Origin of the sequence: Nostoc sp. FACHB-280, assembly GCF_014697615.1 — a bacterium.
Lineage (GTDB): Bacteria > Cyanobacteriota > Cyanobacteriia > Cyanobacteriales > Nostocaceae > Nostoc_B.
The window spans coordinates 221,272-235,413 of the sequence record NZ_JACJSD010000002.1 but is presented as its reverse complement, the minus strand read 5'-3'; the positions used below and the strand labels follow the sequence as shown (position 1 = coordinate 235,413).

At 41.3% G+C, this 14,142-nt stretch carries 13 protein-coding genes; 10 read left to right on the top strand and 3 right to left on the bottom strand.

Features of this window, described 5'->3' with window-relative positions:
- The first annotated feature begins 90 nt into the window (after positions 1–90).
- From H6G75_RS02860 to H6G75_RS02820, 9 genes are all read left to right on the top strand, one after another.
- A complete protein-coding gene (locus tag H6G75_RS02860; RefSeq protein ID WP_190978482.1) occupies positions 91–2,088 on the top strand; it encodes a phosphodiester glycosidase family protein in 1,998 nt (665 codons plus the stop codon).
- A gap of 321 nt (positions 2,089–2,409) precedes the next feature.
- Positions 2,410–2,829 carry a phosphomannose isomerase type II C-terminal cupin domain gene (locus H6G75_RS02855; RefSeq protein WP_190591681.1) on the top strand — a complete coding sequence of 140 codons (420 nt, stop codon included), beginning with the start codon at positions 2,410–2,412 and terminating at the stop codon, positions 2,827–2,829.
- 316 nt (positions 2,830–3,145) lie between these two features.
- On the top strand, positions 3,146–3,493 hold the full coding sequence (locus H6G75_RS02850; protein WP_190978481.1) for an iron-sulfur cluster assembly accessory protein: 348 nt from the start codon (positions 3,146–3,148) through the stop codon (positions 3,491–3,493).
- Between the two features lie 129 nt (positions 3,494–3,622).
- Positions 3,623–4,009, top strand: coding sequence for a 30S ribosomal protein S12 (gene rpsL, locus H6G75_RS02845; RefSeq protein WP_062297066.1), 387 nt, complete (start codon positions 3,623–3,625; stop codon positions 4,007–4,009).
- A 403-nt stretch (positions 4,010–4,412) separates the two neighbouring features.
- The gene (gene rpsG / locus H6G75_RS02840; protein ID WP_190978480.1) at positions 4,413–4,883 is read left to right on the top strand and encodes a 30S ribosomal protein S7; all 471 of its coding nucleotides are present in this window, start codon (positions 4,413–4,415) and stop codon (positions 4,881–4,883) included.
- A gap of 140 nt (positions 4,884–5,023) precedes the next feature.
- Positions 5,024–7,102: an elongation factor G gene (fusA, locus tag H6G75_RS02835; protein WP_190978479.1), complete on the top strand. Its 2,079-nt coding sequence runs from the start codon at positions 5,024–5,026 to the stop codon at positions 7,100–7,102.
- A 22-nt stretch (positions 7,103–7,124) separates the two neighbouring features.
- A complete protein-coding gene (gene tuf, locus H6G75_RS02830) occupies positions 7,125–8,354 on the top strand; it encodes an elongation factor Tu (protein ID WP_190978478.1) in 1,230 nt (409 codons plus the stop codon).
- Between the two features lie 211 nt (positions 8,355–8,565).
- Positions 8,566–8,883 (top strand): 30S ribosomal protein S10, encoded by a 318-nt coding sequence (gene rpsJ / locus H6G75_RS02825; RefSeq protein ID WP_015113498.1) that lies wholly within the window; start codon positions 8,566–8,568, stop codon positions 8,881–8,883.
- Between the two features lie 341 nt (positions 8,884–9,224).
- The gene (locus H6G75_RS02820; protein WP_190978477.1) at positions 9,225–9,875 is read left to right on the top strand and encodes an LON peptidase substrate-binding domain-containing protein; all 651 of its coding nucleotides are present in this window, start codon (positions 9,225–9,227) and stop codon (positions 9,873–9,875) included.
- Between the two features lie 205 nt (positions 9,876–10,080).
- Here the strand turns inward: H6G75_RS02820 and pheA are convergent, their stop codons facing one another.
- Both pheA and H6G75_RS02810 read right to left on the bottom strand, forming a co-directional pair.
- On the bottom strand, positions 10,081–10,959 hold the full coding sequence (pheA, locus tag H6G75_RS02815; RefSeq protein WP_190978476.1) for a prephenate dehydratase: 879 nt from the start codon (positions 10,957–10,959) through the stop codon (positions 10,081–10,083).
- Between the two features lie 105 nt (positions 10,960–11,064).
- Positions 11,065–12,720, bottom strand: a complete 1,656-nt coding sequence (locus H6G75_RS02810) for a phospholipid carrier-dependent glycosyltransferase (protein ID WP_190978475.1) — start codon at positions 12,718–12,720, stop codon at positions 11,065–11,067.
- 305 nt (positions 12,721–13,025) lie between these two features.
- On the opposite strand from H6G75_RS02810, the gene H6G75_RS02805 reads away from it, so the two are divergent.
- Positions 13,026–13,613, top strand: coding sequence for a DUF1997 domain-containing protein (locus H6G75_RS02805; RefSeq protein WP_190978474.1), 588 nt, complete (start codon positions 13,026–13,028; stop codon positions 13,611–13,613).
- A gap of 116 nt (positions 13,614–13,729) precedes the next feature.
- Here H6G75_RS02805 and H6G75_RS02800 read toward each other — a convergent pair whose 3' ends face one another.
- Positions 13,730–14,125: a hypothetical protein gene (locus tag H6G75_RS02800; RefSeq protein ID WP_190978473.1), complete on the bottom strand. Its 396-nt coding sequence runs from the start codon at positions 14,123–14,125 to the stop codon at positions 13,730–13,732.
- Positions 14,126–14,142: the final 17 nt, after the last annotated feature.

Here is a 14,142-nt window from a genome sequence, read left to right as displayed (position 1 = left end):
TGGAGAAGTTAAATCACCCAATTTCCAGAGTTAGTCACAATTAACTTTCCTGTTTTGAAAGTGATAACTTGCAAAAGCACTGGATCAAATATGTTAAAAATGCCAAATTGGTATCGCCAAAAATCTCATAATGCTGTGACTAAGCCTGTCAAACATCAAGCCTTGCGCTTAATTGCATCACCCATAATTGCCACAATTCTTAGTGTATCTCCTAACTGGATGGCGATCGCTCAACAGCCTCCCATCAACCCACAACCAGGACAGTTGCGACGACAAGCCCAATCTGCTGGTAATCAAATTTCCCTCAATGGTCGCACCATCCCCGGTGCTTGGATGGTCAGATTAGGGGTAGTTGATCAGCAAGTTATTTATCTCAGTGATGGTTTATTTCGTCAGGCGATGGGAGTTGATTTTTTAAATAGCAATAATCCCAGCCAACAGCCAATTCAGTGGTTTTCTTCAACCCCACAGACCTTAGTAACTCTCCTCCAAGCCGGATACCGCTATCTTGATGTTACTAACTTTGCCCAAAAAGCAAATTGGCAGGTACAAGTCAATGGTAACACTTTAGTAATTGTCACTCCCCAAGCGCGAATCAAAAATCTAATTATTGGTTATGAGGCTCTCAATCCTCCTGGTACTTCTACTATCCGGGAAAACCGCGTTGTGGTTGATTTAGACAGTCCCACACCGTGGATAGTTAGACAAGGATTACCCATTAAACCGACTCAAACACCAGTAGCAGATGATCCAGATGCGATCGCACCTCAACCCACAACGATACCGAATCGAGAATGGCGCATTACCCTGGATGCTTTAACTGATCCAGCTTTAATTCAACGTTACACCCCAATAACACCAGCACCACCATCTCTACCAAACCAGATCAAACAATTACCACCACCACAACCAAACCCTGATAGCCTGCTTCAAAAAATAGAGGTGGTGAATAACCAAACAATTATTAGTCTGAGTGTTCCTTTTGGTTCAGCACCCCGCATCACTACAGTAAATAACCCAAATCGCCTGATTATCGAGATTCGCCCTGATGCAATGGTTGAGCGCAATATTGCTTGGGCGGATGGGTTACGCTGGCGACAGCAATTTATTAATTTAGGGAAAGAACGTTTTCCGGTAGTGTGGTTGGAAGCTAACCCCCGCAACCTGACTATAAAACCAATTTGGACAACTCCAGAAACTTTAGTTGGCACAGCACCCTTACTGCAAACAGCGCAAAAATACTTAGCTTTAGCAGCAATTAATGGTGGCTATTTTAACCGCAATAATAAATTGCCTCTAGGCGCAATTCGTCGAGATAATCAGTGGTTATCCGGGCCAATTTTAAATAGAGGTGCGATCGCTTGGAATAATTCTGGGCAATTTTACGTAGGTCGCCTGACATTACAAGAAACTTTAACTGCTCCGAATAATTTCCGCTTACCAATTTTATTTCTCAATAGTGGTTACGTTCAAAGCGGTGCTGCTCGTTATACTCCTAACTGGGGAAAAACTTACACTCCCCTCACAGACAATGAAAGCATCCTTGTAGTTCAAAACAATGAAGTTAGCAGTCAGCTATCAGGCGGAAAAGCTGGTCAAACTCCTATTCCTATTCCCCAAGATGGTTACTTGTTAACCTTGCGGGGAACGGCTGCAACTACCGCGACTCAACTACCCATCGGTACAAAGGTAACTTTGGTTAGTAACACCACCCCAGTTGACTTTAGCCGTTACCCCAACATTATCGGAGCAGGGCCTTTATTAATTCAAAACGGTCAAATTATTCTAGATGCAAAAGCTGAAAAGTTCAGCAATGCTTTTATTGCCGAAAAAGCTATTCGGAGTGGAATTTGCACTACAGCCACAGGTACACTGATGATCGCTGCTGTGCATAACCGCGCTGGTGGAGCCGGGCCGACACTCGCAGAACACGCTCAATTAATGAAAAATTTGGGTTGTGTGAATGCTTTAAATTTAGATGGTGGTAGTTCAACTAGTTTGTACTTAAGCGGACAATTACTCGACCGTTCTCCCAATACGGCGGCTCGTGTGCATAATGGTATTGGTATTTTTTGGCAACAAAGATAATTAGGGGTTAGAGGCTAGAGAGTAAAAATTAAAACATATTGGGAATTGGAGTTTCACACTAACCTCCAGCCTCTAACCTCTAGCCTCTAGCCCTTCAAGCTGATTTTTTAAAGATTAGAATAAGCTGTTCTAACGCTAGGTAAAGAGTTTATGTATTCACGATAGTTTGAGTCGTGACTCTTTACACCCTAAAGTTTGATTTTGTTATGGTTAGCAAGGTGTAATTGAATTGCTGATTTTCACGGTTGCAAGATTGCGCCAGATTTTTCCATCAATGGTTAAGAGAAAGGACAGCTTGTTATGTCTCCAAATGAGGTAACTATGGCTCAATATCAAGAAACCGCACCTGCTAAGACTCTACCACTGCCTGCGGCGATCGCTAATCGAAGTGTTGCTGCAACCGAATTGCGCCCTTGGGGTTCTTTTACTATTTTGGAAGAAGGACGTGGATATAAAATCAAGCGCATCGAAGTTAAACCTGGACATCGCCTCAGCTTGCAAATGCACCACCATCGCAGCGAACACTGGATTGTTGTTTCTGGTACCGCGAGAGTCACTTGTGGCGATCAAGAAGTACTATTGGGCAATAATCAATCTACATACGTCCCTCAATGCACCTCCCATCGTTTAGAAAATCCCGGAGTGATTCCCCTAATCTTAATTGAGGTACAAAATGGCGAATATTTGGGTGAAGATGACATTATTCGCTACCAGGATGATTATTCTCGGACAGAAAACTAAGTCTCATCAGTTAATTTAGTCGTCCTCACAATAAAACTCCGTAAATTTCTCACCTGAATTATCCAGAAATTTACGGAGGAGCAATGACCAAAATATCTAACCAATAATTTAGCTGCAACTTTTAACGCTACAAATCGGCATTATTTTCACGACTCAGTATTCAGTTAATCAAAAGTTTTGTGGCAATGAAGCAAGCTCAGAGTGGCTTTTGCAAGTAAACCTCTTCATTTACAATGAAATAGCCAAAACCAGTTTTTTGAGTTTTTCAGATCCGCCATATTTTCTATCCTGGCTATCAACTGCCAAAATGAATTCAATGATTCAACTGAGTCAAGCTGCTAAAATTGAAATTGAACGATTAAAGTCTAAGCAAAAAACCAATACCTTGGTGAGATTAGCTGTAAAACCAGGGGGATGCTCAGATTTATTTTACGATATGTCATTTGCTGAGGTTGCCCAAACAAGCGATCGCATCTTTGAAGTTAGAGGTCTGCAAGTTTTGATCGACAATCAAAGCTTAAAATACATCAATGGGTTAGTATTAGATTATTCCGAAGATTTGATGGGGGGAGGATTTCGTTTCCACAACCCTCAAGCTATTGCCACCTGTAGTTGTGGCAATTCATTTGCGATTCATCAAGAGTCCATAGTCAATGGTCAATAGTCAAAAATTTATCACTATTGACATTTAGCTGTTGAACAGTCAAAGTAATTTGACAAAAAAGTACTAAAAAAGATATAATCAGGATTTGTTAAAACTTAGACCCCTAAGCAGCTTCACGCGCTGTGACCCATGCCAACCATACAGCAACTAATACGTAGCGAACGCGAAAAAGCGCGTCAGAAAACCAAGTCTCCAGCTCTCAAGCAATGCCCGCAACGGCGCGGTGTTTGTACAAGAGTCTACACAACCACACCTAAAAAGCCTAACTCAGCTCTCCGTAAGGTAGCAAGGGTAAGACTGACATCTGGATTTGAGGTAACAGCCTACATTCCAGGCATTGGTCACAACTTACAAGAACACTCCGTAGTCATGATTCGTGGTGGCCGGGTTAAAGACTTACCAGGCGTAAGATACCACATCATTCGTGGCACATTAGACACGGCAGGTGTAAAAGACCGCAAACAAGGTCGTTCCAAGTATGGAACCAAACGCCCGAAAGAAGCCGCTAAAAAATAAGGCAGAGGCGATTAGTCGTGCCTAGTGGCGATTAGTCGCTTTCTCTGGAAGCGATAAAAATATAAAAAGTTAGCGATCGCCATTAAACAGTTGTGAAAATAGATACAAGCCTCTATTTTCAAAATTTAAATTAGTTCAGCTACCACTGCCAGCCTGCACTCAGCGAGCAAGTGTAGGTTTAATGAAAATTGCTGTAAGCGACAGCAGCATTTTCATTTGTCAACTCATACCTGTGATGTTGTCGCTTTGTCTATCCCATCCAAGATAGCAAATCAGCAATTCAGGGTCGCTGCAAATGTGTAAAAAAATTGCAGCAGTCTGAGTGGCAGCTTCCACCACTCCAGTACTGCGCGGTCTGATAGCATATAATTTCGTTGCCAAATTCCGAATGTAAGGGTAAAGTATGTCTCGTCGTGGTGTAGTTCAAAGGCGGCCAGTTCCGCCTGACTCCGTTTATAATAGTCGGCTGGTGAGCATGATAATTCGCCGGATCATGCGTCACGGCAAGAAATCCTTAGCCGCCCGCATTGTTTATGATGCAATGAAAACTATTGAGGAGCGCACTGGAAATCCTGCAATAGAAACCTTTGAAAGAGCAGTACGTAATGCCACACCATTGGTAGAAGTGAAAGCGCGTCGTGTAGGTGGTGCAACTTACCAAGTACCAATGGAAGTCCGTTCCGAACGCGGCACTACCCTAGCTCTGCGTTGGCTAGTACAATTTTCGCGCTCCAGGCCAGGGCGCACAATGGCTGGCAAATTAGCTAATGAGTTAATGGATGCAGCCAACGAAACAGGTAATGCAATCCGTAAGCGTGAAGAAACGCACCGGATGGCTGAAGCTAACAAAGCCTTTGCACACTATCGTTATTAAGCAGCACAGCGATATATCTTGCCTCAATAAGCGGTATATCGCCGACTGATAAAAATCCAGACGGTAATCCGTAAAAGTATAGAATCTTAACAAAGAGTAATATACAAGATATCATGAGGCAAAAACTATAGGAGGCTACTGTGGCACGTACAAACCCGCTAGAGAAAGTACGCAATATCGGTATTGCGGCGCACATAGATGCGGGCAAAACAACAACAACAGAGAGAATATTATTTTACTCTGGGATAATTCATAAAATTGGTGAAGTTCACGAAGGAACAGCTGTAACCGACTGGATGGAACAGGAGCGGGAGCGGGGAATCACCATCACTGCTGCGGCAATCAGTACCAGTTGGAAAGATTATCAAATTAACATTATCGATACTCCTGGTCACGTAGACTTCACCATTGAAGTAGAACGCTCCATGCGCGTATTAGATGGTGTAATTGCTGTATTTTGTTCTGTAGGTGGTGTTCAACCCCAATCGGAGACAGTGTGGCGGCAAGCAGACCGTTACGCAGTACCTCGGATCGCCTTTATTAATAAAATGGATCGCACAGGCGCGAACTTCTACAGAGTTCATGAGCAAATGCGCGATCGCCTAAGAGCAAATGCCATTGCAATTCAACTGCCCATTGGTAGCGAAAACGACTTCAAAGGCATTGTAGACTTGGTGCGGAAGCGTGCATACATTTACAACAACGACCAAGGTACAGATATCCAAGAAACGGATATCCCTTCAGAGGTGCAAGAGCAAGCTGAAGAGTACTACACCAAGCTGGTAGAAGCAGTAGCTGAAACCGATGACGCTTTGATGACTAAGTACTTCGATGGCGAAGCACTGACAGAAGAAGAAATCCGGGCAGCCCTTCGCAAAGGGACAATTGCCGGCACAATCGTGCCTGTGCTTTGTGGTTCAGCCTTTAAAAACAAAGGCGTGCAGTTAATGTTGGATGCAGTTGTAGATTACCTACCCGCGCCAACAGAAGTACCTCCCATTCAAGGCACACTTGCAAATGGTGATACAGTCGAGCGCCGGGCGGATGACAACGAACCTCTAGCTGCTTTGGCATTTAAGATTATGGCTGACCCTTACGGTCGCCTAACCTTTGTTCGTGTTTATTCTGGTGTTCTGAAAAAGGGTAGTTATGTATTAAATGCTACCAAGAATAAAAAAGAACGCATTTCCCGCTTAGTTCTAATGAAGGCAGATGATCGTCAAGACGTAGAGGAACTACGGGCTGGTGATTTGGGTGCTGCGTTAGGATTAAAAGATACCTTAACAGGTGATACTATCACTGATGAAGGCGCACCAGTAATACTGGAATCCCTATTTATTCCAGAGCCTGTGATCTCGGTAGCGGTTGAACCCAAAACCAAGAACGACATGGATAAGCTATCCAAGGCTCTGCAATCTCTCTCCGAAGAAGACCCAACCTTCCGCGTCAATGTTGATCCAGAAACAAACCAAACTGTAATTGCAGGGATGGGAGAACTCCACCTAGAAATTCTGGTGGATCGGATGTTACGCGAATTCAAGGTGGAAGCGAATGTTGGTGCGCCACAAGTAGCTTACCGCGAAACGATTCGGAAAGCAGTTACCAACGTGGAAGGTAAGTTCATCCGCCAAAGTGGTGGTAAGGGTCAATATGGTCACGTTGTGATCAATTTGGAGCCAGGAGAACCCGGTACCGGCTTTGAATTCGTCTCTAAAATTGTCGGTGGCGTAGTACCTAAAGAGTACATTGGCCCCGCCGAGCAAGGTATGAAAGAAAGCTGTGAATCTGGGATTTTAGCTGGATATCCCCTGATTGACGTGAAAGCGACGCTAGTTCATGGTTCTTACCACGATGTAGACTCTTCGGAAATGGCTTTCAAAATTGCTGGTTCAATGGCGATGAAAGAAGCTGTGCTGAAAGCTTCACCAGTACTATTAGAGCCTATGATGAAAGTTGAAGTGGAAGTTCCTGAAGACTTTATCGGGAACGTTATTGGAGACCTCATCTCCCGCCGAGGGCAGATTGAAAGCCAAAGCACTGAACAGGGACTCGCTAAAGTGGCATCCAAAGTTCCACTGGCAACCATGTTTGGCTACGCTACCGATATCCGGTCGAAAACCCAAGGTCGAGGTATTTTTACGATGGAGTTCAGCCACTACGAAGAGGTGCCTCGCAGCGTGGCTGAAACTATCATTGCAAAAAGCAAAGGGAACGCTTAATTAGAAAAGGAAACGAGCATTCATGGCACGCGCAAAGTTTGAAAGAAATAAACCCCACGTTAACATCGGTACTGTTGGCCACGTTGACCACGGTAAAACTACTTTAACAGCAGCTATCACCATGACCTTAGCTGCTCTCGGTCAAGCCGAAGCTAAAGGTTATGACCAAATCGACAACGCACCTGAAGAGAAAGCACGGGGTATTACAATTAACACTGCTCACGTTGAGTATGAGACCGCAAATCGTCACTATGCTCACGTAGACTGTCCGGGACACGCTGACTATGTGAAAAACATGATCACTGGTGCAGCACAAATGGACGGCGCTATTCTTGTAGTAGCGGCTACCGACGGCCCTATGCCCCAAACTCGTGAACACATTCTGTTAGCTCGTCAAGTAGGGGTTCCTAAACTAGTTGTCTTTTTGAACAAAGAAGACATGGTAGACGACGAAGAATTGCTAGAGTTGGTCGAACTAGAAGTTCGGGAACTACTATCGAGCTATGAGTTTGATGGTGATAATATTCCTGTGATTAAAGGTTCTGGTCTGAAAGCTCTGGAAAAAATGACCTCTGCACCCAAAACCCAACGTGGGGAAGATCCTTGGGTGGATAAAATTTACGAATTGATGGATGCGGTAGATTCTTACATCCCTGATCCAGAGCGTGACATTGACAAACCCTTCTTGATGGCGGTAGAAGACGTATTCACCATCACAGGTCGTGGTACAGTGGCTACCGGACGTATCGAACGCGGCAAAGTTAAGGTGAACGATACCGTAGAACTAGTGGGTCTGAAAGATACTCGTAGTACTACTGTTACCGGGATTGAAATGTTCAAGAAGAGCCTTGATGAAGGCTTGGCAGGGGACAACGCTGGTGTACTGCTGCGTGGTCTGAAAAAAGAAGATATTGAACGGGGTATGGTAATTGCTAAACCCGGTTCTATTACTCCTCACACCCAGTTTGAAGGTGAAGTATACGTACTCACTGAAAAAGAAGGTGGTCGTAAAACACCATTCTTCGCAGGCTACCGTCCTCAGTTCTATGTGCGGACAACTGATGTAACCGGCACCATTAAAGCTTTTACCTCTGATGAAGGTGAAGCAGTAGAAATGGTGATGCCAGGCGATCGCATCAAAGTGACCGTAGAATTGATCAACGCGATCGCTATTGAACAAGGTATGCGCTTTGCGATTCGTGAAGGTGGCCGCACCATCGGTGCTGGTGTAGTCGCAAAAATCGTCAAGTAGTACCCTTTTACTCTAAATAATTAAGAGCAGAGATGGTAGAACGCCTCTCTGCTCTTTTATCTGAACTTAATTGTGTGAGTAGGGGCTAGAAGTTAAAACATAAAAGGCAAAAGTCAAAAGAAAAAATCTTTTACCTTTTAACTTTTTACTTTCTTGAAGCCCCGTATCTATTCCCCACTCCCCTAATAAATCAGAACCTGGAAAATTAAAGATGGCAACTCTACAACAGCAGAAAATTAGAATTCGTTTAAAAGCTTTTGACCGTCGATTGTTGGATACATCTTGCGAGAAGATTGTAGATACAGCTAACCGGACTAACGCGACAGCCATAGGCCCAATTCCCTTACCTACAAAACGGAAAATCTATTGCGTATTGCGTTCTCCGCACGTAGATAAAGATTCACGGGAACATTTTGAAACCCGTACTCACCGCAGAATTATTGACATCTACCAGCCTTCTTCTAAAACTATTGATGCTTTAATGAAGTTGGATTTGCCATCTGGTGTTGATATTGAAGTCAAACTGTAGTTTAGAAAAATTTAGCAGTGAGAATTCAGGAATCAAGACTAATTAACGCATTATTAAACCCAGTTAATTTATTCACAACTCATACAGAATACTGTGCGGTAAGTTCATAGCCTAGCCTTAGTGTCAGGTTTTGCCAAACAATTCAAACTTAGCAGTATGCTTCTAAATACTGAGTTCTAGCTCTTGGTTACTGATTTTTTTACCAATGACTATAGTGTGAATACTGAACTAGCCCTGAGAAAATTGATCTCAGGGCTTTTTATTTAGTGATAGAATGTAAATAAAGTACGGGAAAGCAGAGAACAATAAATTTTTAAAATTAAATTTATACTAAGGTAACAATGACATCTTCATCTAGAATTGCTGTTCGTGAACTACCTCTGTTCCCGTTACCCGAAGTAGTTCTTTTTCCTACCAGACCATTACCATTACATATCTTTGAATTTCGCTACCGAATCATGATGAACACGATTTTGGAGAGCGATCGCAGGTTTGGAGTATTAATGGTCGATCCAGTAAAAGGTACAATTGCCAATGTTGGCTGTTGTGCAGAAATTATCCATTACCAGCGCCTACCAGACGACCGGATGAAGATGCTGACTCTCGGACAGCAACGATTTCGTGTCTTAGAGTATGTGCGAGAAAAGCCTTATCGTGTCGGTTTGGTACAGTGGATAGAAGATGAGCCACCTAGCAAAGATTTGCGCCCTTTGGGAGCAGAAGTTGAACAGTTGCTCAAAGATGTAGTACGCCTCTCGGCTAAGTTAACAGAACAAAATATTGAACTACCAGAAGAATTACCAGACTTGCCAATAGAGCTATCTTACTGGGTAGCTAGTAACCTCTATGGCGTTGCAGCCGAACAACAATCATTGTTAGAAATGCAAGATACGGCCTCTCGTTTAGAACGAGAAGCGGAAATTTTAACTTCTACCCGTAATCATTTAGCTGCTCGCTCAGTGTTGAAAGATACTTTCAATCAGAAGTCGTAAGCTAAATTAACTAGAATACGAGTCTTATTAGCGTTCTACCTTGCAGTTTCCTAATTATTTATTCATGCAAGAGTAGACGCTAATGATGTCCAGAAACAATAAGGGATATGTAATTTAAATTCTGACTCCTGAATTCTGCCTGTAGAAAAAAACTTCTGAACAAAATACTATTAAGGATCGAATCATTTAGCAGTTAATTTTGCAATTATAGTTCCAAAGTGTTAACTGCTAAAACACCATAACTACCAAAGATTTTTAAGATTTCTAGATATTCTATTAAATCGGCTAGAGCAGATTGCATTTTTGGTTGTTGAATATCTGTCTCTAGGTCAAGGAAAAACACATATTCTCCTAAAGAACGCTTGGTAGGACGAGATTCAATTCTGCTGAGATTAATTCCTAGTTCAGCAAATACTTGCAGAGGTTTAATTAACGCACCAGGCATATTTGCAGGTAAGCTAAAAGCTAAAGAGCTATGAGTAGGATTTAAATTATTGATGTGATATTCAAACTTGGCGTTATTTTGACTCACTACCCAAAAGCGAGTACAGTTTTCAGGATAGTCATTAATGCCTTGGGCGAGAATTGGCAAGTTGTAGAGTTGGGCGGCTCTAGAAGAGGCGATCGCAGCTGCTGTCAAATCTTGCTTTAATAATTGTAGAGCTTCTGTTGTAGAATTATTCGGTATGATTTGTACATTTGGCAGAGATTGTCCCAACCAATTTTGGCATTGGGCTAAAGCCTGGGGGTGAGAATAAACCTTTTCAATTTTATCTAAGCCAGAAGCACCAGAAATTAAGCTATGAACAATGGGCATCACTAAAGCCAATTGAATTTGTAAACTATCCAATTGCCATAGTGCATCCATTGTCATAGTCACACTACCTTCAATAGAGTTTTCTACTGGTACAACCGCTAACTGTGTTTTGCCTGCCGCCACGGCTTGGAGTGACTGAGCTATACTGGGATATGGGCATAAAGTAGCTTCAATTCCCGTTGCTTTGGTTAGCCAGTTGACATATAAAACCGCCGCTTGTTCTGCATAAGTACCTGGTGGGCCTAAATGAGCAATAGATAATGACATAACCTTGAAACAGAAATTATTGTGAGATTCATCGACTATACCGCAGCGAATTAAGACTTGAAGAAACAAAACATTGATTTAACTTGTTTTTTTAACTCGACTCTGCTATTTTGGACAGCGGTACAGTTTGTAATTATATTCACCAGTAGATTTACCATATTCTGTATCGATAAAACATTGCTGAGATGACAAATTGATGGTTGTACGGAATTCCACTAACCATACATCAAGAGGTCGCTGGATTGTAGCTATTTTTTCTTGTAATAGTTGCACAGCTTCGGTATAACTTTGATTGTCTGCATCTTTACCAGCTAAGAAAAACTGTACACGAGAATCACGTTGTTTTTGAAATTCCCAAGCTAATCCCATCATTCTACCTGTTTGCCCATGATGAATATGTGTTGTAGCAATTAATACCTTATTTGGAGATGCTTTAGATATAAGTGTGGCGAGAATATCTGGGCGTTGGTTTTGCAGATAGCCGAGATTCCAACTTACAATCATCCCCCCTAACATTGCCATCAGCAAAATTATCGTGACAACAACTTTACCATTCAGTTGATGTTGCCAAAAGCCTGCTAATGCAGCACCTAACAACAAAATTACGGCTGGAGCATATACAAATTGAAATCTAGCTGCTAAAGTTAAGTCCTTACCCAAACCATAAGTAAAAAATAAACAGATAAAAATTGCTATGAAGATATAACCACTCAAAATTTGTATTCCTAAAATTCTATGAGGGTTATCCTTGAGAGTTTTTAATCCATAACTGAGCTTCGGCAGACTCCAGCACAAAAATAAAAAAGTTGCTACACCAGACACAATCGTAATTTCTAGAGGTAAGCTAGTCAGTGCAGAAGGTAGAAGCAACAGCATACTCATATTCCACAGCAATAACCGCCCTAATGGTTCTAACCATCTGGTATGAGGGTTACTAATATTTACCCAATTTGTTAAATCATGATTGGGGATACTTTGGAGTAATGGTATCCAGACAACACATCCAATCAGCGTACCTAAAACAGCTATGCCAATACGCCAATAAATTTGTTTAGTATTTTGCTGACGATTTTGCCAAAGATGAACAAATAAAACTAAAGCTTCCGTAGCTAGAGTTAGGGCAAAAAAATAATGGGTGGCGACTCCTAAACTGTTGATTGCTACCCAAGTAAATACCAACCATATAGGTAGAGATTGCTGACGATGGATGTTTTGAATTGCTTTTATACCGCAGCATAAAGAAGCAATGATCAGTAACATCGCCAAAGTATAATGTCGTGCTTCCCTACCTAGAAATACAGCAAAGGGCGAAACCGCCATCATTACAGCGGCCATTTGACCCACTAATTTAGAACGAAAGGTCAGATAGGCAAGGCTAAATATAGCGGGAATTGAGACAACACCTAACACAGCACTGAGCGATCGCGCTGCCCAGATCGAGGCGATTTCCCCTGCTGGTGAGAAAATCTTCATCCAGAAATGGGCTAACGCAAAATAAACAGGCGGATGAGTACTTTCAGTCAACAGTTGCTCAATAACGGCATTAATTCCCATTTCTGGATTAGCTTGTAACGGCTGCAACAGTATATCTGAACTAATAACTTCATTGAGTGGTACTGTGCGAAAGCTATTTCCCAGGCTAAAAACCATCGTGGCACACTCATCAGTCCAAGGAGGCAAAGATGCTAGACGCAAAAAGCGTAAAGCTGTACCAAGAGCTAACCAAAATAACAGTAATAATATGTGAAAGCGGTGCTTCATGAATGTAACGTCAATATATTTTAGTTTTTCTCTTATTTATCATATTTTTAATACTGGTATAATTTTTTATATTTTTGATATTTATACTGAAAAAAAGGATTTTTTCTAAATAGCTGCAATTTGATTTATAATTATAAAAATAGTAATAATTTATTTTAAAAATATTTCAATTTAATAAATCTATGATTAAAGTCGTAAGTCATACAAAAGGAATATCTATACCTATTATTTGATTTGATTAAAATAATAATTGTACTAAATTTATTAACATATAAAGGTATCAAATAACTGCTGTCTGCAAAATCATGCCTACAAGATTTACTGCTTCTCAATCGGTAAAAATTGCTGTACCGCAACAGCCTATTCCTATTCAACATTACTTACGGCAGCCTCAAAGATTGGTGAATGCGTTAGTTGATAACAGTCGTGTCCAACAGCTTTCTGAGGAAGTATTTCGGTTAAAAATGCGTCCTTTGTCTTTTATGACATTGAGTATTCAACCAACTGTAGATATGAGGGTTTGGGCAGAATCAAATAGTGTAATTTATCTGCGCTCAGTAGGTTGTGAAATCCGAGGGTTTGAGTATATTAACCAACGTTTTAGCCTCAATTTAAAAGGTTATTTATCACCACATCAATCTAGCAATGGCACTCGTCTGGAAGGAAAAGCTGATTTAGAAGTACAAGTAGAATTACCTCCACCATTTTCTCTCACTCCAAAGCCAATTTTAGAAGCTACGGGCAATGGTTTGCTCAAGAGTGTCTTAGTTACTGTTAAGCAAAGGTTGTTGCATCAGCTACTCATAGATTATCGTCATTGGGTGACATCACAAATGGCAGAAAAAGCTCTAGAAGATAATAGTGGCGATTTACCAATTTTGAATTTAGATTAGTGCTTATTTAGTGTTGAATTCAGTTATAAGTATACAGTTAGTAGTAAATAATTCTGTATTTGCTACTAACAAAAAAATTATACATCTGTTTTAAACTTATGATGCTACTACAATTGTTACCACTCTAAAAAATAAAAGCGAGTTTGTTTTTCCACAGCTTTACGCAATATTAACTCCACAGCACGCAAGTCCCACAAAACCCACCATATACCTTCAGGGCTTTTATCAGCTTGAGGATGGGCAAGAAGATATGAAAAGAGTTTCTCAACAGTATCTAATCCCTGTTGCGGATCATACCATTGAAGATTATTTTGTAATTCTTCGTCGTCATTTTCATGTTTAATAAATTCACTAAGAGGAACAATCTCTAGTTCTAGTGCAATATCTTCAAGTAAAATATCTGCTACAGGCAAATTATTCCCGAAAATAAGTCCTTCATTTTTTAAGTCCATATTCGATGGTAATTTCATCGCACCTTCATTCTCAATGATGATTGCTAGTTGACGAGACATAGCTTTTTTACTATATT